The 21,672-nt window shown below is 71.8% G+C and carries 20 protein-coding genes; 14 read left to right on the forward strand and 6 right to left on the reverse strand.

What is annotated here, in order from left to right; all coding sequences use genetic code 11:
- Positions 1-203: 203 nt before the first annotated feature.
- Positions 204-1,898, reverse strand: coding sequence for a PucR family transcriptional regulator (locus JAO84_RS29505; RefSeq protein ID WP_370415549.1), 1,695 nt, complete (start codon positions 1,896-1,898; stop codon positions 204-206).
- Between the two features lie 302 nt (positions 1,899-2,200).
- Between JAO84_RS29505 and JAO84_RS29510 the strand changes: the two genes are divergently transcribed.
- From JAO84_RS29510 to JAO84_RS29530, 5 genes are all read left to right on the forward strand, one after another.
- On the forward strand, positions 2,201-3,094 hold the full coding sequence (locus JAO84_RS29510; RefSeq protein WP_265867916.1) for a xanthine dehydrogenase family protein subunit M: 894 nt from the start codon (positions 2,201-2,203) through the stop codon (positions 3,092-3,094).
- Positions 3,095-3,096: 2 nt separating this feature from the next.
- The gene (locus JAO84_RS29515) at positions 3,097-3,702 is read left to right on the forward strand and encodes a (2Fe-2S)-binding protein (RefSeq protein ID WP_265867915.1); all 606 of its coding nucleotides are present in this window, start codon (positions 3,097-3,099) and stop codon (positions 3,700-3,702) included.
- A gap of 2 nt (positions 3,703-3,704) precedes the next feature.
- Entirely contained in the window at positions 3,705-6,092 is a 2,388-nt protein-coding gene (locus tag JAO84_RS29520) for a molybdopterin cofactor-binding domain-containing protein (protein ID WP_265867914.1), read from the forward strand.
- A gap of 248 nt (positions 6,093-6,340) precedes the next feature.
- Positions 6,341-7,807: an NCS2 family permease gene (locus JAO84_RS29525; protein ID WP_370415550.1), complete on the forward strand. Its 1,467-nt coding sequence runs from the start codon at positions 6,341-6,343 to the stop codon at positions 7,805-7,807.
- 64 nt (positions 7,808-7,871) lie between these two features.
- Positions 7,872-9,008: an XdhC family protein gene (locus tag JAO84_RS29530; protein WP_370415551.1), complete on the forward strand. Its 1,137-nt coding sequence runs from the start codon at positions 7,872-7,874 to the stop codon at positions 9,006-9,008.
- Positions 9,009-9,108: 100 nt separating this feature from the next.
- On the opposite strand, the gene JAO84_RS29535 is transcribed toward JAO84_RS29530, so the two are convergent.
- Complete coding sequence (locus JAO84_RS29535) at positions 9,109-9,741, reverse strand: TetR/AcrR family transcriptional regulator (RefSeq protein WP_370415552.1); 633 nt, start codon at positions 9,739-9,741, stop codon at positions 9,109-9,111.
- A 138-nt stretch (positions 9,742-9,879) separates the two neighbouring features.
- Here JAO84_RS29535 and JAO84_RS29540 point away from each other — a divergent pair, with 138 nt between their 5' ends.
- From JAO84_RS29540 to JAO84_RS29560, 5 genes are all read left to right on the forward strand, one after another.
- Positions 9,880-11,034: an acyl-CoA dehydrogenase family protein gene (locus tag JAO84_RS29540; protein WP_370415553.1), complete on the forward strand. Its 1,155-nt coding sequence runs from the start codon at positions 9,880-9,882 to the stop codon at positions 11,032-11,034.
- Between the two features lie 106 nt (positions 11,035-11,140).
- A complete protein-coding gene (locus JAO84_RS29545; protein WP_370415554.1) occupies positions 11,141-11,545 on the forward strand; it encodes a hypothetical protein in 405 nt (134 codons plus the stop codon).
- 52 nt (positions 11,546-11,597) lie between these two features.
- Complete coding sequence (locus JAO84_RS29550) at positions 11,598-12,359, forward strand: SDR family NAD(P)-dependent oxidoreductase (RefSeq protein WP_370415555.1); 762 nt, start codon at positions 11,598-11,600, stop codon at positions 12,357-12,359.
- An 88-nt stretch (positions 12,360-12,447) separates the two neighbouring features.
- Positions 12,448-13,167, forward strand: coding sequence for a TetR family transcriptional regulator (locus JAO84_RS29555; RefSeq protein ID WP_265867907.1), 720 nt, complete (start codon positions 12,448-12,450; stop codon positions 13,165-13,167).
- A 120-nt stretch (positions 13,168-13,287) separates the two neighbouring features.
- Complete coding sequence (locus tag JAO84_RS29560; protein WP_370415556.1) at positions 13,288-13,686, forward strand: Zn-ribbon domain-containing OB-fold protein; 399 nt, start codon at positions 13,288-13,290, stop codon at positions 13,684-13,686.
- Between the two features lie 78 nt (positions 13,687-13,764).
- Here JAO84_RS29560 and JAO84_RS29565 read toward each other — a convergent pair whose 3' ends face one another.
- The 4 genes from JAO84_RS29565 to JAO84_RS29580 form a co-directional block, all read right to left on the reverse strand.
- Positions 13,765-14,721 carry an electron transfer flavoprotein subunit alpha/FixB family protein gene (locus JAO84_RS29565; protein WP_265867905.1) on the reverse strand — a complete coding sequence of 319 codons (957 nt, stop codon included), beginning with the start codon at positions 14,719-14,721 and terminating at the stop codon, positions 13,765-13,767.
- Positions 14,722-14,754: 33 nt separating this feature from the next.
- The gene (locus JAO84_RS29570; protein ID WP_265867904.1) at positions 14,755-15,540 is read right to left on the reverse strand and encodes an electron transfer flavoprotein subunit beta/FixA family protein; all 786 of its coding nucleotides are present in this window, start codon (positions 15,538-15,540) and stop codon (positions 14,755-14,757) included.
- A 28-nt stretch (positions 15,541-15,568) separates the two neighbouring features.
- Positions 15,569-16,720, reverse strand: a complete 1,152-nt coding sequence (locus JAO84_RS29575; protein ID WP_370415557.1) for an acyl-CoA dehydrogenase family protein — start codon at positions 16,718-16,720, stop codon at positions 15,569-15,571.
- A gap of 186 nt (positions 16,721-16,906) precedes the next feature.
- On the reverse strand, positions 16,907-17,398 hold the full coding sequence (locus JAO84_RS29580; protein WP_370415558.1) for a hypothetical protein: 492 nt from the start codon (positions 17,396-17,398) through the stop codon (positions 16,907-16,909).
- A gap of 709 nt (positions 17,399-18,107) precedes the next feature.
- Between JAO84_RS29580 and JAO84_RS29585 the strand changes: the two genes are divergently transcribed.
- Genes JAO84_RS29585 through JAO84_RS29600 form a run of 4 tightly spaced genes read left to right on the forward strand, consistent with a single transcriptional unit; the run spans position 18,108 to position 21,550 of the window.
- The gene (locus JAO84_RS29585; RefSeq protein ID WP_370415559.1) at positions 18,108-19,652 is read left to right on the forward strand and encodes a vanadium-dependent haloperoxidase; all 1,545 of its coding nucleotides are present in this window, start codon (positions 18,108-18,110) and stop codon (positions 19,650-19,652) included.
- A gap of 11 nt (positions 19,653-19,663) precedes the next feature.
- Complete coding sequence (locus tag JAO84_RS29590) at positions 19,664-20,215, forward strand: HPP family protein (RefSeq protein WP_370415560.1); 552 nt, start codon at positions 19,664-19,666, stop codon at positions 20,213-20,215.
- A gap of 5 nt (positions 20,216-20,220) precedes the next feature.
- The gene (locus tag JAO84_RS29595) at positions 20,221-21,141 is read left to right on the forward strand and encodes a sulfurtransferase (RefSeq protein WP_370415561.1); all 921 of its coding nucleotides are present in this window, start codon (positions 20,221-20,223) and stop codon (positions 21,139-21,141) included.
- Complete coding sequence (locus JAO84_RS29600; RefSeq protein WP_370415562.1) at positions 21,134-21,550, forward strand: cupin domain-containing protein; 417 nt, start codon at positions 21,134-21,136, stop codon at positions 21,548-21,550. Before JAO84_RS29595 ends, JAO84_RS29600 begins: the two co-directional genes overlap by 8 nt.
- The last annotated feature ends 122 nt before the right edge of the window (positions 21,551-21,672 follow it).

The following is a 21,672-nucleotide window of genomic DNA, read 5'->3' on the forward strand; positions in this document are numbered from 1 at the left end:
CTGTGAGTAGGACGGCATCTCAGCACGAACGGGGGCACGGGCCAAGGGGGTAGGTGAAAGTTTTCACAAAGAGGCGGGGGCCCGGAGCGCGGCGGCAAGCGGGACGGGGCGGCTCGTCACTGCCGCCCCGTCAGGTCGCTTGATCACCCGATGAGATGAATCCCCGCGGCGGAACCGCGGATTCACCCGATCAGCTCATTCGGTCAGCTCATCCGGAGCGCCAGGAAGAAGTCGAGCTTGTCCTCCAGCCGGGACAGGTCCCGGCCGGTGAGCTGCTCGATCCGGCCCACCCGGTAGCGCAGCGTGTTCACATGCAGGTGGAGGCGGGTGGCGCAGCGGGTCCAGGAGCCGTCGCAGTCGAGGAAGGCCTCCAGGGTCGGGATGAGCTCGGCCCGGTGGCGCCGGTCGTAGTCGCGCAGCGGGTCCAGGAGCCGGGCCGTGAAGGCGCGGCGGACGTCGTCCGGGACGAACGGCAGGAGGAGGACGTGCGAGGCCAGCTCGTGGTGCCCGGCGGCGCAGACCCGGCCCGGGCGGGCGGCGGCGACCCGGCGGGCGTGCCGGGCCTCCTCCAGGGCGCCGCGCAGCCCCTCGGCGGAGTGCACGGCGGCGCTGACGCCGAGGGTGAGCCGCCCGTCGTCGGCGAGGCCGGCGGAGAGCGGGGCGCGGACGGCGTCGAGCAGCGCGTCGGCGTGCAGGCCGAGGGTGACCGGCGGCAGGTCGTCCTCGCTGTCCGGCAGCGGCGCGGCGGCCAGCGGTACGAGGGCGATGGCCTCGTCGCCGCTGTGCGCGACGGCGATCCGGTCGGCGGAGTCGGCGCCGGCGGTGGCCGGGTCGACCAGGATCTCCTCCAGGAGCGCCTGGGCCACGGGGCCGCTGTCGACGGCGTTCTGCCCGGGCTCCTGGTCCCACTCGACGCGGGCGACCACGACCTGCCAGTGCGGGGCGGTGCCCAGGCCGGGCAGCAGCACGGGCGCGGCGACCCGGAGGCGGGCGGCGATCTCGGCGGGCGCGGCGCCCGTCTGGACCAGCTCCAGGACCTCCTGGGCGAGCCGGCGGCGTACCGTCCGGGCGGCGTCGCGGCGGTCGCGCTCGACGGCGATCAGCTGGGTGACGCCCTGCAGCAGGTCGAGCCGGGCGGCCGGCCAGTCGCCGGCGTCGGCCTCGACGGCGAGCAGCCAGTCGGAGAGCACCGTCTCGCGCACGTCGCGGGCGGCGGGCGCGGCGCCGCGCCCGGTGTTGCGGATCGGGAAGAGCGAGTAGGCGGTTCCGGCCACGGTGAGCCGGTGCGGGCCGCGCCGGCCGGTGCGGGTGGCGGCCAGGTGCTCACCGGCCAGGGTGGCGGCGAGCGAGGCGTCCAGGGGCTCGCCGGCGCCCGCGATGCCGCGCCCGGTGGGGGAGAGCACCCAGGCCCGGAGGTCCAGGTCGGTGCCCAGGAGGTCCAGGACGGCCTCCGGGCCGCCGCCGGCCGGTCCGGAGGTCATCAGGCGCCGGTGCCGGTCCACCACGGCGGCCAGGTCGCCGGCCCGCTCGCCGGAGACCTGTCGAACAACGTGCTCGGTGATCGTCGCGAACGCAACGGACTCGTTGACTCCGAACAGCGGAAGGCGATGGCGTGAACACGCCTGTACGAGGTCCTCCGGGATGTCGCCGAGCTCGGCCTCGCCGGCGGCGAGGCCGGCCACTCCGGCGCTCGCGAGGATCCGTACGAAGGGCTCGGCGTCGGCCGGCTCGCGGAGCCAGGCGAGACCCGTGAGGACCAGCTCGCCCCCGGAAAGGTAGCGGCTGGGGTCCTTCAGGTCGGTCGTCATCACGCCGCGGACGGTGCGGTCCAGCTCGTCCTCGCCGCCGAGCAGGCGCAGCCCGAGCGCGTCGTTCTCCAGCAGTGCGCGCAGCCGCATGGTCTCGCCGCCGTTCTCGTCGAAGGGTGTCGCGTTGTGGTCGGTGGCGTGGTGCCACCGTTTCCAGGGGGAAACGCAGTGGTTACTGTTTCCCGCCTTTCGTTCGAATCTACAAGACGAGGGTGGCAGCCAGCCAACTGCTTCATGTGTTCGGTGGCTGCACACGGGGGACCGGGCCTTGTGTACTAGGCCACACACCACGCGTTAACAGCACATGAAGAGATCGTCAGGGCCGCCGGCCGTTCCCCCCGGACCCGTACGGACGAATCCCCGTTCACTGCAAGCACAAGAAGAGAGCCACCATGGACTTCCTTCGCCCCGCCAGCTGGGAGGAGGCGCTCGCCGCCAAGGCTGAGCACCCCACGGCCGTGCCCATCGCAGGCGGTACGGACATCATGGTCGAGATCAACTTCGACCACCGGCGTCCCGAGTACCTCCTGGACCTCAACCGGATCGAGCTGCTGCGCGACTGGGAGGTCGGCGAGGAGAACGTCCGGCTCGGCGCCTCCGTCCCGTACAGCCAGATCATGGAGAGCCTCCGCGCGGAGCTGCCCGGTCTGGCGCTCGCCTCGCACACGGTCGCCTCCCCGCAGATCCGCAACCGCGGCGGCGTCGGCGGCAACCTGGGCACCGCCTCCCCGGCCGGTGACGCCCACCCCGCGCTGCTCGCGGCGGGCGCCGAGGTCGAGGTCGAGTCGGTGCGCGGCACCCGCTTCATCCCGATCGACGAGTTCTACAAGGGCGTGAAGCGCAACGCGCTGGAGCCCGACGAGCTCATCAAGACCGTCCACGTGAAGAAGGCGGACGGCCCCCAGCAGTACTCCAAGGTCGGCACCCGCAACGCGATGGTCATCGCCGTCTGCGCCTTCGGCCTCGCCCTCCACCCGGAGACCCGGACCGTGCGGACCGGCATCGGTTCCGCCGCCCCCACCCCGGTCCGCGCGACCGCGGCCGAGGAGTTCCTGAACGCGGCGCTCGAAGAGGGCGGCTTCTGGGACAACGGCAAGATCATCACCCCGTCGATCGCGAAGCAGTTCGCGGAGCTCGCCTCCGGCGCCTGCAACCCGATCGACGACGTCCGAGGCACCGCCCGGTACCGCCGCCACGCGGTGGGCATCATGGCCCGCCGCACGCTCGGCTGGACCTGGGAGCAGTACCGCGCCGGCAACGGTCGCACCCTTGAAGGAGCTGCATAACCATGCGCGTGAATTTCACGGTCAACGGTCGTCCGCAGGAAGCCGACGACGTCTGGGAGGGCGAGTCCCTCCTCTACGTTCTGCGTGAGCGCCTGGGTCTGCCCGGCTCCAAGAACGCCTGCGAGCAGGGCGAGTGCGGCTCCTGCACGGTCCGTCTCGACGGCGTGCCGGTCTGTTCCTGCCTGGTCGCCGCCGGCCAGGTCGAGGGCCGCGAGGTCGTCACCGTCGAGGGGCTCGCCGAGTTCGCCAAGGAGCGCGAGGAGCACGGGCACGGTGGCGGCTGCGCCTCCGGCGCCTGCGGCACCTCGCTCGACGCGGCCAAGAAGTGGGAGGCGAAGCCCACGCAGGACTCGCAGACCGGCGAGGGCGTCGAACTGTCCCCGATCCAGCAGGCGTTCATCGACGCCGGCGCGGTCCAGTGCGGCTTCTGCACCCCGGGTCTGCTGGTCGCCGCCGACGAGATGCTGGAGCGCAACCCGTCCCCGACGGACGCGGACATCCGCGAGGCGCTCTCCGGCAACCTCTGCCGCTGCACCGGTTACGAGAAGATCCTCGACGCGGTCCGCCTGGCGGCCGCCCGCCAGGAACGTCAGGGAGAGGCGGTCTGATCATGGCTGGTACCACCACGGGCATCCCCCGCAACGTCACCCAGAACCACACCAAGGGCGGCGTCGGCGAGTCCACGCTCCGCCCCGACGGCACCCTCAAGGTCACCGGCGAGTTCGCCTACTCCTCGGACATGTGGCACGAGGAGATGCTCTGGGGCCAGGTCCTGCGCTCCACCGTCGCCCACGCCGAGATCGTGTCCATCGACACCTCCGAGGCCCTGGCCCTGTCCGGCGTCTACGCCGTCCTGACGGCCGACGACCTGCCGGCCGCCAAGAACTACGGCATGGAGTTCCAGGACACCCCCGTCCTGGCCTACGGCAAGGTCCGCCACCACGGCGAGCCGGTGGCCCTCGTGGCCGCCGACCACCCGGAGACCGCGCGCCGCGCCGCCGCCAAGATCAAGGTCGAGTACCGCGAGCTGCCCGTCATCACCGACGAGGCCTCGGCGACCGCGCCCGACGCGATCCTGGTCCACGAGAACCGCGACGACCACCACTCCGGCCACGTCCCGCACCCCAACATCGTGCACCGCCAGCCGATCATCCGCGGCAACGCGGCCGAGGCCGCCAAGCGCGCCGACGTGATCGTCAAGGGCGAGTACACCTTCGGCATGCAGGACCAGGCCTTCCTCGGCCCGGAGTCCGGCCTCGCCGTGCCCGCCGAGGACGGCGGCGTCGACCTGTACGTGGCCACCCAGTGGCTGCACTCGGACCTCAAGCAGATCGCCCCCTGCCTCGGCCTGCCCGAGGAGAAGGTCCGGATGACCATGGCCGGCGTCGGCGGCGCCTTCGGCGGCCGCGAGGACATCTCGATGCAGATCCTCGCCTCGGTGCTCGCGCTGCGCACCGACAAGCCGGTCAAGATGGTCTACAACCGCTACGAATCCTTCTTCGGGCACGTCCACCGGCACCCGGCCAAGCTCTACTACGAGCACGGCGCCACCAAGGACGGCAAGCTCACGCACATGAAGTGCAAGATCGTGCTCGACGGCGGCGCGTACGCGTCGTCCACGGCCTCGGTCGTCGGCAACGCCTCCTCCCTCTCGGTCGGCCCGTACGTCATCGACGACGTGGAGATCGAGGCGATCGGCCTCTACACCAACAACCCGCCCTGCGGCGCGATGCGCGGCTTCGGCGCGGTGCAGGCCTGCTTCGCGTACGAGGCGCAGATGGACAAGCTCGCGGCGAAGCTGGGCATGGACCCGGTGGAGTTCCGTCAGCTCAACGCCATGGAGCAGGGCACGATCATGCCCACCGGCCAGCCGGTGGACTCGCCGGCCCCGGTCGCCGAACTGCTTCGCCGGGTCAAGGCCCGTCCGCTGCCGCCGGAGCGCCAGTGGGAGACCGCCGGCGAGAGCGCGGACGTCCGCGCGCTGCCGGGCGGCCTGTCCAACACCACCCACGGTGAGGGCGTGGTGCGGGGCGTGGGCTACGCGGTCGGCATCAAGAACGTCGGCTTCTCCGAGGGCTTCGACGACTACTCGACGGCGAAGATCCGCATGGAGGTCATCAACGGCGAGGCCGTCGCGACCGTCCACACCGCCGCGGCCGAGGTCGGCCAGGGCGGCGTCACGATCCACGCGCAGATCGCCCGTACCGAGCTCGGCGTGCAGCAGGTCACCATCCACCCCGCCGACACCCAGGTGGGCTCGGCCGGTTCGACCTCCGCGGGCCGCCAGACGTACATGACCGGCGGCGCCATCAAGAACTCCTGCGAGCTCGTCCGCGAGAAGGTCCTGGAGATCGGCCGGCGCAAGTTCGGCTCGTACCACCCGGCCTGGGCGAGCGCCGAACTCCTCCTGGAGGGCGGCAAGGTCGTCACCGACGGCGGCGAGGCCCTCGCCTCCCTCGTGGACGTCCTGGAGGACGAGGTCGTCGAGATCGAGGAGGAGTGGCGGCACCGCCCCACGGAGGCCTTCGACCTCGTCACCGGCCAGGGCAACGGCCATGTGCAGTACGCCTTCGCGGCGCACCGCGCGGTCGTCGAGGTCGACACCGAGCTCGGCCTCGTCAAGGTGATCGAACTGGCCTGCGCCCAGGACGTCGGCAAGGCGGTCAACCCGCTCTCCGTCGTCGGCCAGATCCAGGGCGGCACCACCCAGGGCCTCGGCGTCGCGGTGATGGAGGAGATCATCGTCGACCCGAAGACCGCGAAGGTGCGCAACCCCTCCTTCACGGACTACCTGATCCCCACGATCCTCGACACGCCGACCATCCCGGTCGACTACCTCGAGCTGGCCGACCCGAACGCGCCGTACGGCGTGCGCGGCATCGGCGAGGCCCCGACCCTGTCGTCCACCCCGGCCGTCCTCGCGGCGATCCGGAACGCGACGGGCCTGGAGCTCAACAAGACGCCGGTCCGCCCCGAGCACCTGACCGGCACCCTCTAGGACCTCTCCGGACGGTGCGTGCCTCCCAGGAACGTCACACTTCCCTCCCGCCCGCACCGTCCGGGGACACCCCCACACCGCAGTACCCGCAGGAACCGCAGTACCAGCAGTGACAGCAGGAACCGCAGTACCGATTCACCCGTTCGTCTCGGGCCGTCCCCCGGGTCGTGCAGCCAACTTGATATCCCAAATCCCGCAATCCCCAACGCAGTACGCGGGTGCCCCTTTGAACCTTGGGAGTAGGCCCCATGACCCAGTCGTCAGTGGAGCCCAAGACCACGGCCGAGGACGCGGGCAACGGCTCGCGCAACCCCGCCGGCAGGTCTTGGCTCGACCGGTACTTTCACATCTCGGAGAGAGGATCCACCGTCGCGACGGAGATCCGCGGCGGCGTCACCACCTTCATGGCGATGGCGTACATTCTCCTGCTCAACCCCCTGATCCTCTCCGGCAAGGATGTCGACGGCAACGTCCTCAGCCAGCCCGCGCTGATCACCGCCACCGCCCTCTGCGCGGCGGCCACCACCCTCCTGATGGGTTTCTGGGGCAAGGTCCCGCTGGCCCTCGCCGCCGGCCTCAGCGTCTCCGGCGTGATGGCCTCGCAGGTCGTCCCGGTCATGACCTGGCCGCAGGCCATGGCCATGTCGATCGCCTACGGCGCCGTGATCTGTCTCCTGGTCGTCACCGGCCTGCGTGAGATGATCATGAACGCGATCCCCCTCGCGCTCAAGCACGCCATCACCATCGGCATCGGCCTCTTCATCGCCATCATCGGCTTCGTGAAGGCCGGCTTCGTCCACGAGAACCCCGCCCCCGGCGGCGGCCCCGTCTCGCTCGGCCCGGCCGGCGAGCTGGAGGGCTGGCCGGTCCTCATCTTCGCCTTCACGCTGCTGCTGATCTTCGCGCTGCAGTCCCGCAACATCCCCGGCGCGATCCTCATCGGCATCGTCACCGGCACCGTCGTCGCGGCCGTCCTCAACGCGGTCGCCGACATCCCGGCCAAGGCCTGGTTCTCCGGCGCCCCGGAGCTGCACGGCAGCGCCGTCTCCGCCCCGGACTTCTCGCTCATCGGCAACGTGGACTTCACGGGCTGGGGCGACGTCGGCTACATCACGATCACCATGATCGTCTTCACCCTGGTGCTCGCCGGCTTCTTCGACGCCATGGCGACCATCCTGGGTGTCGGCACCGAGGCCAAGCTCGCCGACGACAAGGGCCGCATGCCCGGTCTGTCCAAGGCCCTCTTCATCGACGGCGCCGGCGGCGTCCTCGGCGGTGCGGGCGGTGCCTCCGGCCAGACGGTCTTCGTCGAGTCCGCCACCGGCGTCGGCGAGGGCGCCCGTACCGGCCTGGCCTCCGTGGTCACCGGCGGATTCTTCGCCCTGTGCCTCTTCTTCACGCCGCTGACCGCGATCGTGCCGCAGGAGGTCGCCGCCGCGGCCCTGGTCGTCATCGGCTCGATGATGATGCAGAACGCCAAGCACGTGGACTGGAGCGACCGCTCCGTCGCCATCCCGGTGTTCCTCACCGTGGTCCTGATGCCCTTCACGTACACCATCACCACCGGTGTCGCGGCCGGCGTGATCTCCTACGTGGTGATCAAGTCCGCCCAGGGCAAGGCGCGGGAGGTCGGCGGCTTCATGTGGGCGCTGACCGCCGTCTTCATCGTCTACTTCGCCATCCATCCGATCGAGAGCTGGGTGGGCGTCGGCTGACGGGCCCCGGCCCGCAGCACTGGGTGACGCCGCCCTCCACACCCCATCCCCCTAGGAGTTCGAGATGCTGGACATCGCCGAAGAGCTGCACCGGTGGGTCGAGCAGGGACGCGAGTTCGCCGTCGCCACCGTGGTGGCGGTCGGCGGCAGCGCGCCCCGGCAGCCGGGCGCCGCGCTCGCCGTCGACACCGACGGCACGGCGATCGGATCGGTCTCCGGCGGATGTGTGGAGGGCGCCGTCTACGAGCTGTGCCAACAGGCGCTCGAAGACGGCCGGACCGTCGTCGAGCGCTTCGGCTACAGCGACGAGGACGCCTTCGCGGTCGGTCTGACCTGCGGCGGCATCATCGACATCCTCGTCACCCCGGTCCGCGGCGGGGTCTTCCCCGCCGCGCTCGCCGCCGCCGTCTCGGGGGAGGCGGCGGCGCTCGCCAGGATCGTCGGCGGCCCGGAGGACCTGTTGGGGCAGGCCCTCCTGGTCCGCCCCGACGGTTCGTACGAGGGCGGGCTCGGCGGGCACCCCGAGCTGGACCGCACCGCCGCGAGCGAGGCCCGCGCCATGCTCGACGCCGGCCGCACCGGCACCCTGGAGATCGGCGCCGACGGCAGCCGCTGCGGACAGCCGGTCACCCTCCTCGTCGAGTCCTCCGTCCCCGCCCCGCGCATGATCGTCTTCGGCGCGATCGACTTCGCGTCCGCGCTCGTCCGGGTCGGCAAGTTCCTCGGCTACCACGTCACCGTCTGCGACGCCCGGCCCGTCTTCGCGACGAAGCTCCGCTTCCCCGAGGCCGACGAGATCGTCGTCGAATGGCCCCACCGCTACCTGGAGTCCACACAGGTGGACGTCCGAACCGTGCTGTGCGTGCTCACCCACGACGCCAAGTTCGACGTCCCGCTGCTCCAGGTCGCCCTCCGTCTTCCCGTCGCCTATGTCGGCGCGATGGGCTCCCGCCGCACCCACGAGGACCGCAACAGGCGCCTGCGCGAGGTCGGCGTCACCGAGCTCGAACTCGCCCGCCTCCGCTCCCCGATCGGCCTCGACCTCGGCGCCCGTACGCCCGAGGAGACCGCGCTGTCCATCGGCGCCGAGATCGTCGCCAACCGGCGCGGCGGCAGCGGCGCCTCGCTGACCGGCGCGCACACCCCGATCCACCACGACGGCACGAGCGAGCCGGCCGGCCGCATAGGCTCGGTCGCCTGACCCGTACGCGTACCACCTGGCCCGTACGCGTACGAGCAGAGAGGGCACCCCGGATCCCCGGGGTGCCCTCTCTTCGTGTGTACGGGACCGGGGCCCCGCCTCAGGCCGGTTTCAGGCCGCCCGGGCTCAGGCCCGCCTTCTGCAGGCCGTGCAGGAGCAGCTCCGCGAGCTGCTCGTACGCGGCGGCGTCGGCCAGACCGGTCGCGGCGGCCACCTGGCGCTGCTGGATGCGGACCATCACGGAGGCGATCACATCGGCCGCGAAGGCCACGTGGACGTCCCGGAAGACCCCGGCCGTCACGCCCTCCTCGATCAGCTGCTGGACCCGTCCGGCGGCGGCCCGGGTGTTGCGCTCGTAGACCTCGGCGGCGGGCTCGAAGGCGGCCACGTCGTCGAAGAACTGCGGGGAGACCGGCGCCAGCTCGGCGGCCACGGCGCGCAGATACGCGGCAAGCCGTTCGGCCGGTCCCGTCGCGGCCGCGAGCACCGCCTCGACCCGGCCGGTGGCCCGCCGGAAGAAGTGCACGACGGCCGCTCTGACCAGCTGTTCCTTGCTGCCGGCCAGGCCGTAGAGGGTGCGCTTGGAGCAGTGCAGTTTGGCCGCCAGGTCGTCGAGCGTGAGCCGCGCGAAGCCCTCGCCGACCAGGAGCGCCACCAGCTCCTCGAAGAGCTCGGAGCGCCTGGCGGCGCCGCGGCCGGTGAGGCGGGGTGCGGCGGCGGAGGTCTCGATCACCCGAACAGTATGCCGGGTCGACCCGTTCGGGGGCTTGTGCCGTCACTCTGCTGCGCTACGCTAACCGGTACTGCCGTACCCCTCGCAGTACCGTTTCGCAGCATCGTCTGTGCCCGTCTGTGTCCTGATGGAGTCGCCATGGATGTCGACCGCCTGCTTCCCACCCCCGAGGCAGCGGACCTCATCGCCCTCACGCGGGAGATCGCCGACAAGGAGCTCGCCCCGCGCGTCGACGAGCACGAGGCCGCCGAGACGTATCCGGAGGGTCTGTTCGCGACCCTCGGCGAGGCCGGGCTGCTCGGCCTCGCCTACCCGGAGGAGTACGGCGGCGGGGGCCAGCCGTACGAGGTCTATCTGCAGGTCCTGGAGGAGCTGGCCGCCCGCTGGGCCGCCGTCGCCGTCGCCACCAGCGTCCACACCCTCGCCTGCCACCCGCTGCACGCCTTCGGCACCGCCGAGCAGAAGGAGCGCTGGCTGCCGGCCATGCTGGAGGGCCGCGAGATCGGCGGCTACAGCCTCTCCGAGCCGCAGGCCGGCTCCGACGCCGCCGCGCTCGCCTGCAAGGCCGAGCCCACCGAGGACGCCGAGGGCCGCGCCGCGTACCGCCTCACCGGCAACAAGGCCTGGATCACCCACGGCGGCCGGGCCGGCTTCTACGCCCTCTTCGCCCGCACCGCCCCCGGCAGCCATGGCATCTCCTGCTTCCTCGCGCCCGGCGAGACCGAGGGCCTCAGCTTCGGCAAGCCCGAGCGCAAGATGGGCCTCCAGGCCGTGCCCACCACCTCCGCCCACTGGGACGGCGCGGTGATAGGGGCCGATCGGCTGATCGGCGCCGAGGGCCAGGGCCTGCAGATCGCCTTCAGCGCCCTCGACAACGGGCGGCTCGGCATCGCCGCCTGCGCCACCGGCCTCGCCCAGGCCGCGCTGAGCGCCGCCGTCGCGTACGCCAACGAGCGCACCACCTTCGGCCGGAAGATCATCGACCACCAGGGTCTCGGCTTCCTGCTCGCCGACATGGCCGCCGCCGTGGACGCCGCCCGCGCCACCTACCTCGACGCGGCTCGCCGCCGCGACCTCGGCCGCCCCTTCAGCCGCCAGGCCAGCGCGGCGAAGCTGATCGCCACCGACACGGCGATGAAGGTCACCACGGACGCGGTCCAGGTCCTCGGCGGCTACGGCTACACGCGGGACTTCCCGGTCGAGCGCTACATGCGCGAGGCGAAGATCATGCAGATCTTCGAGGGGACCAACCAGATCCAGCGTCTGGTCATCAGCCGGGGCCTGACCGCCTGACGGCCTGACCGTCCGGCCGATTCCGGTTCCGGTTGCCGAGGTACCCCGCCGGGCGTACGCCGGAAGAGGGGATCCCGATCCGCAGGTCTCGGAGAGGAGTCCCATCATGCTCGGCGATCTGATCGGTGAGGAGCAGGGCCGGAGGACCGGTATCCGGGTGGTGTCGGTCGACGGCGGGCACCCGCACGTGGAGGTGTCCTTCGAGTCGACCGGCACGCTGCTCGGCGTGGCGGTCACGGACATCGGCACGTACGACTCGGTCATGGAGGCGGACGGCACGCTCTTCGGGGACGGCCAGGGCTGCAACATGACCGAGGACGGCGACATCATCACCTGGCACGGCACCGGCGTCGGCCGCCCGACCGAGTCCGGCGGCTTCACCTATCGCGGCTCGATCTTCTTCGAGACCGCCTCCGCGAAGTTCAGCCGGCTCAACGGGACCGCGGGCGTGTTCGAGTACGACGAGGACAAGGACGGCAAGAACACGGCCAAGGTCTGGGAATGGAAGTAGTGCACACCTGAGGCGGCCCGGTTCCGGGCCGCCCCTTCGTACGAGGAGATTCATGGACATCGCAGGATCCGCCGCGCTCGTCACCGGTGCCGCCTCGGGCCTGGGCGCCGCCACCGCCGCCGCGCTCGCCGCCCGCGGGGCCACCGTCTACGGCCTGGACCTCGACAAGGCCGTCGCCGGGGCCGAGGCGCCGGCCGACGGGGTCACCCTGCTGGCCGCCGACGTCACCGACGAGGAGCAGGTACGGGCGGCGCTGGCGCGGATCGAGGAGGACGGCGCCGAGCTGCGGCTCGCGGTCAACTGCGCGGGCATCGCGCCCTCCGCCCGGATCCTCGGCCGCAAGGGCCCGCACGACCTGGCGCTGTTCCGCGCGGTCCTGGACGTCAACCTGGTCGGCACCTTCAACGTCATGCGGCTGGCCGCCGAGGTGATCGCCCGGCAGCCGGTCGACGGGTACGGCCAGCGCGGCCTCGTCGTCAACACCGCCTCCATCGCCGCCTTCGAGGGGCAGGTCGGCCAGATCGCGTACGCGGCGTCCAAGGCCGGCGTCGCCGGGATGACCGTCACGGCCGCCCGCGACCTCGCCCAGTACGGCATCCGGGTGGTCACCGTCGCCCCCGGCATCGTGGACACCCCGATGATGGCCGGCTTCAGCGAGGACGTCCGGGCCGGGCTCGCCGCGAGCGTCACCTTCCCGCAGCGGCTCGCCCGTCCCGACGAGTACGCCCGCCTGGTCACGATGATCGCCGAGCACGACTACCTCAACGGCGAGACCATCCGGATGGACGGCGCGCTGCGCATGGCGGCCCGCTGAGCCGGAACCGGCTGCGGTGCTGAGCCGCTGACCTGGGCGATGGCACCAAGTGCCGCCGCGAGAGGGATCCGAGTGCTAGGTTCGGGGCATGAGCAGCAACCCCGCCACCCCCGCCAAGCCCTCGATGCGCGACTCCCTCGTCGCGGCGGCCTTCGAGCTCTTCCTGGAGCGCGGCTACGAGCAGACGACGGTCGACGACATCGTCCGTACGGCGGGGGTCGGCCGGCGGTCCTTCTTCCGCTACTTCCCGTCGAAGGAGGACGTGGTCTTCCCGGACCACGAGCAGAGCCTCGCCGACATGACCGAGTTCCTCGCCGCGAGCGCGGACTCCGACGACCCGCTGGTGCGGGTCTGCGAGGCCACCCGGCTCGTGATGCGGATGTACGCCGCGAACCCCACCTTCTCCGTCCAGCGCTACCGTCTCACCCGTGAGGTGACCGGCCTGCGGACGTACGAACTCTCCGTCGTCTGGCGGTACGAGAAGACCCTCGGCGACTACCTCCGCACCCGCTACGCCGACCGCCGCGACGGCACCCTGCGCGCCAACGTGGTCGCCGCGGCCGTGGTCGCCGCGCACAACCACACGCTGCGTCACTGGCTGCGCTCCGGCGGCGAGGGCGACCCGCTGGCGGAGGTGGACCGGGCGCTCGGCTTCGTCCGCGAGACGCTGAGCCCGGACGCTGTGCCGGCCGGCGGCGGGACGGCGGGGGAGCAGGAGGCCGAGGACGTGGTGGTGGTGATCACCAAGCGGTCCACCCCCATGTGGCGCGTGGTGCGCGAGGTCGAGGCGAGCCTGGGCGAGGACTGAGGGACACGAAGGGATCTCAGTATCGTCAATTGAGGGTACTCAGGTCTTTCTTTGCTGGCACTGAGTGCCATATCTTTGCACCACGCACGGTCGAGCCGCCGAGTGCAAGGAGAAGCCATCGTGTTCCACACGGGATCCACGGGCCTGCGGACGTCGTCCGCCGCCCTCCTGGCCGACGAGTCGGCCGCCGAGCCGGAGCTCTACTACCAGGTGTGCCGCTGGTGCCAGACCACGACCTTCCAGCGCCTGCTCTGTCCGACCTGCGGGTCGACCGAGCTGGCGCCCGAACTCAGCGAGGGTGAGGGCGTGATCTCCGTACGGCGCGCCTTCACCGCCGCCGAGGCCGACCTCTGGCCGGTGCACATGGCCGAGGGCTTCGTGGTGCGCTGCCGGGTCGACGGACCGCCGCACGCGGTGCGCCCCGGGGTGCGGGTCAAGCTGCTCCACGACGGCACAGGACCGGGCCGCCGGCCGGTCGTCCGGCTGTGCGAGGAAGTCGCCCTGGACGGCTGGTTCTGAGCGCGCCCCCAGCGCATTCCACGGAGAACGACAAGAGGGGCGGGTGGCACAGAGTGCCACCCGCCCCTCTCGCTTGCGTCAGCGGGTGCCGATCTCGTCCGTCAGCTGCGGCAGCACCTCGAAGAGGTCGCCGACCACGCCGTAGTCGACCAGGTCGAAGATCGGGGCCTCCGGGTCCTTGTTGACCGCGACGATCGTCTTCGAGGTCTGCATGCCGGCCCGGTGCTGGATCGCGCCGGAGATGCCCGCCGCGATGTACAGCTGCGGGGAGACCTGCTTGCCGGTCTGGCCCACCTGGTTGGAGTGCGGGTACCAGCCGGCGTCCACCGCGGCGCGCGAGGCGCCGACCGCCGCGCCGAGCGAGTCGGCCAGCTTCTCGACGACCTCGAAGCCCTCGGCCGCGCCGACACCGCGGCCGCCGGAGACCACGATCGCCGACTCGGTGAGCTCCGGACGGCCGGTGGACACCCGGGCCGTGCGGGAGACGACCTTGGCGGCGTTGCCGGTGAAGGCCACCGTCACGTTCTCGACGGCGCCGGCGGCCGGAGCGGCCTCCGGGGCGGCCGAGTTCGGCTTGACGGTGATGACCGGGACGCCGTGCGAGACGGTCGACTTCACCTGGTACGAGGCGGCGAACACCGACTGGGTGGCGACCGGGCCGTTGTCGCCGGCCTCCAGCTCCACCGCGTCCGTGATCAGACCGGAGCCGAGGCGCAGCGCCACCCGGGCCGCGACCTCCTTGCCCTCGCCCGAGGAGGTCACCAGGACGGCGGCGACGCCCTTGTCCTTGGCGATCTGGGTGAGCGCGTCGACCTTCGGCACGACGAGCTGCTCGGCGAACTCGGCGCCGTCCGCCACGTACACGGTGGCCGCGCCGTACTCGCCGGCCGTCGCGGCGATCGAGGCCGCGGCCTCGCCGGCGCCGAGGACGACCGCCGTGGGCTCGCCGAGCCGGCGGGCCAGGGTGAGCAGTTCGAGGGCCGGCTTGCGGACCGCACCGTCGGCGTGGTCCACGAGAACCAGGATCTCAGCCATGATTCCTTGCTCCTGAGGGATGGTGACGGTGGGTCAGATGAACTTCTGGCCGGACAGGAAGGCGGCGAGCTGCTTGCCGCCGTCGCCCTCGTCCGTGACGATCGTGCCCTTGGTACGGGCCGGGCGCGCGGTGGCCGACTCGACCAGGGTCCACGAGCCGCCGAGGCCGACCTCGTCGGCGTCGATGCCGAGGTCGTCGAGCTCCAGCTCCTCGACCGGCTTCTTCTTCGCGGCCATGATCCCCTTGAAGGAGGGGTAACGGGCCTCGCCCGACTGGTCGGTGACGGAGATGACGGCCGGCAGCGGGGCCTCCAGCTGCTCGCTGGCGGCGTCGCCGTCGCGGCGGCCGCGCACGACTCCGTCCTCGACCGAGACCTCGGACAGCAGGGTGACCTGCGGGAGGTTCAGGCGCTCGGCGAGCAGCGCGGGCAGCACGCCCATGGTGCCGTCGGTGGACGCCATACCGCAGACGACCAGGTCGAAACCGGTCTTCTCCAGGGCCTTGGCGAGGATCGCCGAGGTGCCGATGACGTCGGTGCCGTGGATGTCCTCGTCGTTGACGTGGACGGCCTTGTCGGCACCCATCGACAGCGCCTTGCGGAGCGCGTCCTTGGCGTCGTCGGGGCCGACGGTGATGACGGTGACCTCGGCGTCGTCCGCCTCCTCGGCGATCTGGAGCGCCTGCTCCACGCCGTACTCGTCCAGCTCCGAGAGGAGGCCGTCGACGGCCTCGCGGTCGGTGGTCAGGTCGTCGGCGAAACCGCGGTCGCCGGTGGCGTCGGGAACGTACTTCACACAGACAGCGATCTTCAGGGTCACGGCCTGTCTCCTTTCAAGTGGCAGACGGTTACGGGAGGTTGCGGGCCATGACGATGCGCTGGACCTGGTTGGTGCCTTCGTAGATCTGGGTGATCTTGGCGTCGCGCATCATGCGCTCGACGGGGTAGTCGCGGGTGTAGCCGTAGCCGCCGAGGAGCTGGACGGCGTCGGTGGTGACCTCCATGGCGACGTCGGAGGCGAAGCACTTGGCGGCGGCGCCGAAGAAGGTGAGGTCGCCGTCGACGCGTTCGGACTTGGCGGCGGCGGCGTAGGTGAGCTGGCGGGCGGCTTCGAGCTTCATGGCCATGTCGGCGAGCATGAACTGCACGCCCTGGAAGTCGGCGATGGGCTTGCCGAACTGCTTGCGCTCCTTGACGTAGCCCTTGGCGTAGTCGAGGGCGCCCTGGGCGATGCCGAGGGCCTGGGCGGCGATGGTGATGCGGGTGTGGTCGAGGGTCTTCATCGCGGTGGCGAAGCCGGTGCCCTCGGCGCCGATCATGCGGTCGGCGGGGATGCGGACGTTGTCGAGGTAGACCTCGCGGGTCGGGGAGCCCTTGATGCCGAGCTTCTTCTCCGGCGCGCCGAAGGAGACGCCCTCGTCGCCCTTCTCGACGACGAAGGCGGAGATGCCCTTGGAGCGCTTCTCCGGGTCGGTGACGGCCATGACGGTGTAGTACTCGGAGACGCCGGCGTTGGTGATCCACCGCTTCACGCCGTTGAGGACCCAGAAGTCGCCGTCGCGCACGGCGCGGGTCTTCATGCCGGCGGCGTCGGAGCCGGCGTCGGGCTCGGACAGGCAGTAGGAGAACATCGCGTCGCCCTTGGCGAGCGGGCCGAGGTACTTGTGCTTCAGCTCCTCGGAGCCGGACAGGATGACCGGGAGCGAGCCGAGCTTGTTCACCGCGGGGATCAGGGAGGACGAGCCGCAGGCGCGGGCGACCTCCTCGATCACGATCACGGTGGCAAGGGCGTCGGCGCCCGCGCCGCCGTAGGTCTCGGGGACGTGCACCGCGTGCAGGTCGGCGGCCACCAGCGCGTCCAGGGCCTCCTGCGGGAAACGGCCCTCCTCGTCCACCGCGGCCGCGAACGGCGTGATCTTCGCCTCCGCCAGCGCACGGACCGTCTCCCGGAGCATCTCGTGCTCCTCCGACGGACGATACAGATCGAAGTCCTTGGCCATGGTCTGGGGCTCCCCTAGCAACGCTTGTGGCAATGATGGCACTGATATGGCACTGAGTACCCTCAGCAAAACACACTCAGTGCCACGATGCTAGTGGCTTCGGTGCGACATGGCCGACAGAAGACACGACGACCCCGGCCGGGGTGCTCCCCGGCCAGGGCCGTCTCGATTTCAACCGTGCGGGGCTCAGCCCTTCGGCCGGGTCGTCACCACCACCGCCCCCGCCAGGAGCACCACGTTCTTCACCACGAACTCGCCGATCATCGTCAGGAGCAGCGGGTTCGCGTGGTCGAAGGCCACCTGCGGGGTGAGCAGCAGGACCAGGAAGGTGCCCAGGAGGTGGCCGGCCAGGACCGGGAGCAGCAGCTGCTGGGCGCGGGCGCTGAGCAGCCAGACGCCCAGGGCGACCTCGGCCCAGCCGAGGGCGGGGACGAACCAGCTGCCGGTGTCGAAGGGGATGACGTCGACGACGAGCTGGGCGGCCGGGCTCTGCCCGATCACCTTCAGGACGCCGAACCAGACGAAGACACAGCCCAGGCCCACCCGCAGCAGCATCAGGCCGTAGCGGTGCAGGCGCGGCGCGAGTCGGTCGAAGAAGGCGGTGAGGGGCGGGGCGGCGGCGGGCGCCGCCGAGGACGAGGACGAGGTCTGCGGTCTGATCTGCGAGGAAACGGACATGCGCGGCCACTCCAAACGGATCGGTGCGGGATCGTGAGGTCTTGCCGGACGGGATTGCGAGGGTGCGGTCACCGGTCCGGCGGCCGGCGGCCCGCGGTGCTCGCCCTCGCGATGGGGCGGCCGGGGGTGGCCGGGATGACCGGGCGGACCCGAGTCCTCGGGTCGGCGGTGCGCGTGCGGTTGTCCTGCGGTGCCAGGCCGTCGGGCCCCGCCCGCTGAGCGGGCGACGGGGCGGGCCACGGGCGGCGTGCGCGGCTGGGGTCCGTCCGGCGGATCAGGTCGGAAGGACCCCGACGGCGGAGCCGGCCCCCGAGGACGTGCCGCCGCCCCGGGAACCGGGTCCGAGTGCCGTATCTCCGCGGCACGGCGTACCCGGCCGAACGGATCGGCGGTGCCTGTTCCCTCACGCTAGCCACTCGTCGCGGCCCCCGCCCCGGCCCATCGCTTCCTTGCATGCCTCCGATGGAAGAAGCCGATAGGCCGTTGCCCCGCGCGATCAATTCTCGCCAGCCTGAGGACTGTTCGAGCTTGTGTTTGATCCGCGATCCGAACGATCCGACCGATTTCCGGCGACCAGATCGACCCGTTGGACCCGTCCCACCAGATCCGCCCCGGTCCGGCCACGATCCGACCGCACGGGGATCCGTCCGATCCGCGATCCGCACCGTCCGCTTCAGGCCCGCACCGCATGCGAAGGAAAGACAAAGGGATGTCTCAGCGATCCGTCTCCACCGACCCCGCCACCCCCTCGCCGTTCACCCGGCGCCGGGTGCTCACCGCCTCCGCCGCCGCGGCCGGCGCCTTCGCGCTCGCCTCCGGCGGGAACGCCTGGGCGGCCGCGGCCCCGACGACGCGGTTCGAGGCGGAGACCCGCACCGGCCGCCGGGCGCCCGGCGCGGTCGCCGAGCCCACCGTCGTGGTGCGCTGGAACCAGGCCACCATGGACGCGATCCTCGGCCGCTACGCGGCCGTCGGCAACCGCTTCGGCCCCGCCACCGTCAACGCCCGCATCCTGGCCATCGTCCACAACTGCATCTACGACGCCTGGGCCTGCTACGACCGGGTCGCCGACGGCACCCGCTTCGGCGGCGCGCTGCGCCGGCCCCGCTACGAGCGCACGCACGACAACATGAACGAGGCCATCAGCTACGCCGCGCACCTCGCGCTCCTGGAGTTCTTCCCGGAGTACAAGGTCGCCATCGACTCCATGCTGAGCAGCCTCGGCTACGACCCGGAGCTGACCAGCCCGCGCCGCCACAGCCCCGCCTGGATAGGCCTCCGCACCGCGCGGGCCGTCCTCGACTACCGCCACAACGACGGTGCCAACCAGCTCGGCACCCCGCCGTACGCGGACACCACCGGCTACCAGCCGGTGAACCCGCCGCAGACCGCCGGCGCCTACGACCCCTCGACCGTCGTCGTGCCCGAGCGCTGGGCCCCGCTGATCGTCAACGGCAAGACCCAGAAGTTCCTCACGCCCCAGTTCGCCGTGATGAAGCCGTTCGCGCTCAGCCGCCCCGACCAGTTCACGGTGGCCGCGCCGCCCGCGTACCCCTCCGTCCGCATGACCGCCTCCATCGAGGAACTCCTCGACTACAGCGCGAATCTGACGGACGAGCAGAAGTGCATCGCCGAGTTCTGGCTGAACGATGACGTCACCCCGCCCGGCGCCCAGCAGATGTGGGGCCGCTTCGTCTCGGCCCGCGACGGCCACGACGTCGGCCAGGACGCCAAGCTGTTCTTCGGCCTCAACATGGCCGAGTGCGACGCCGCGATCGGCTCCTGGGCGGTCAAGCTCGACTACGACTTCGCCCGCCCCTCCACCCTCATCCCCTACGACCGGCGCGGCCGTCAGATCCAGTCCTGGGGCGGCCCCGGCCAGGGCACCGTCGCCATGGACGGCGTCGACTGGCAGGCGTACGTCGCGGTGCCGCCGTTCGCGGCCACCGTCTCCGGCCACAGCACCTTCTCCGGCGCCGCCGCCGAGTTCCTGCGCCGCTTCACCGGCACCGACTCCTTCGGCGACTCCTTCCGCTTCAAGGCCGGCACCTCCACCATCGAGCCGGGCCTCACCCCGCACGAGGACGTGGTCCTCACCTGGCCGACCTTCACCGAGGCCGCCCAGCAGGCCGGCATCTCCCGCGTGTACGGCGGCATGCACTGGGACTTCGACAACGAGCCCGCCATCGAGATGGGCCACAAGATCGGCGCGGTCGTGCACCGGCGGGCCATGCACTACTTCAACGGCTGTTGAGGAGCGAGCACGTGAGCAACCAGACCCCGACCCAGACCCCGGCACCGGGCGCGCAGGCCCCGGCGCCCGGCGGGCCGAAGGGCGGCAGCGGCGCCCCGCCGTTCCCCGGCGCCAAACCCGCCCTGCTCGGCACCCTCGCCACCGTCGTCTCCCTGGTCGTCCTCGTGGCGCTCGGCGAGGCCACCGGCCATCTGCTGATGATCGCCCCGCTGGCGGCCACCGCGATGATCGTCTGCTCCACCCCGGCGCTGCCGCCCGCGCAGCCCCGCAACGTGGTCCTCGGCCAGATCGGATCCGGCGTCCTCGGCCTCGTCGCCGTCGCGGTCTTCGGGCACTCCCTGTGGGTCGCGGCCGTCGCCGCCGGCCTCAGCGTCGGCCTGATGCTGGTGCTGCGCGCCGTGCACGCGCCGGCCGCCGCGACCGCCGTCCTCGCCGTGCTCCAGGACCCCCAGCCGGTCCGCTTCCTCGTCCTGCTCGGCATCGGCAGCGTGCTGCTCGTGCTGATCGGCCTGATCGCCTCCAAGGCCGGCGTGATCGCCAAGTACCCGACCTACTGGTGGTGAACCCGATGAACCGAGAGAACCTGCTCGTCAGCACGGAACGCCTCCAGGAGCACCTGAAGGACCCCGCCGGCACCGCCGGACTCGTCCTCGTCGAGATCACCGACGGCGGCAACGACGGCGGCGGCCGCCCCGGCCGCATCCCCGGCGCGGTCCGCATCGACTGGACCGGCGACCTCCAGGACCCGGTACGGCGCGACCTCATCGGCCCGGAGGCCTTCGCGGCCCTCCTCGGCCGGCACGGCATCTCCGAGGACGACACCGTCGTCTTCTACAGCGGCAACAACAACTGGTGGGCCGCGGCCGGCTACTGGCAGTTCCGCCTGTACGGGCACCGGGAGCTGCGGATCCTCGACGGCGGGCGCGCCCGCTGGGAGGCGATCGGCGGCGCCCTCACCACCGAGGCGCCCGAGCGCGCCGCGACCGCGTACCCGGTGCCGGCCGGCGCCGACGAGACGATCCGCGCCCGCCGCGAGGACATGCTCGACCACATCGGCCGCCGCACCCTGCTCGACGTGCGCTCCCTGGAGGAGTACCTCGGGCACACCAACACCCCGCCCGGGGTGCCCGACGACATCGGCGTGCGCTGCGGCCACGCCCTGTCCGCCGAGCACATCCCCTGGCACACCGCCATCCACGCCGACGGCACCTTCCGCGGCGAGGAGGAGCTCAGGGCGGCCTACGGCGCCCTGAACGCCGAGGCCCCGACCGTTCTGTACTGCCGGGTCGGCTGGCGCTCCGCGCACAGCTGGTTCGTGCTTCACGAGCTGCTCGGCATGAGCGACGTGCGCAACTACGACGGCGCGTGGCGGGAGTTCGGCTCCCTCATCGGCGCGCCGATCGTCAAGGGCCCGCAGCAGTGGGGCCCCGACCCGATCCCGTCCGTCGTCTCCCAGCGCGCTTCCTCGGAGGTCACCACCCGTGCCTGACGTCACCGTCTTCCGCGATGTGCTGCGCAACGGCTTCGAGCAGACCGACCTGCCCTGGGTGCCCTGGACCGAACCCGGCCGCGAGGGCGTGGAGTTCGTGGTCCTGTGGGGCCCCGGGCACGCCGGCGAGGAGGACTCCGCCTCGCTGCTGCTCCGCTTCCCGCCCGGCGCGCACGGCGACTTCCACGAGCACCTGGGGCACGAGCTGATGCTGGTGCTCGACGGCACGCTCGACCACAGCGACGGGCGCCGCTTCCACCGCGGCGACCTCGTGATCGAGGAGCCGGGCACCCGGCACCAGATGTCCAGCGCCACCGGCTGCACGGTCCTCGCGGTCCGCGCCCGCCCGGCCTCCCCGCGCACGCCCCAGGCGGGCGAGATCACCACCGGCGTCGGCGCCGGCGCCTGACACCGACGGCCGCGCGCGGACCGGTCCCCGTCCGGTCCGCGACCGGCCCCCGCCAGGGGGCTCGCGGCTCCCACCGCCCACGAGGGCGGCGACCCCTCCCGTACCGCTGCACCGTGCCGTAC

Origin of the sequence: Streptomyces fradiae (assembly GCF_041270065.1) — a bacterium.
Lineage (GTDB): Bacteria > Actinomycetota > Actinomycetes > Streptomycetales > Streptomycetaceae > Streptomyces.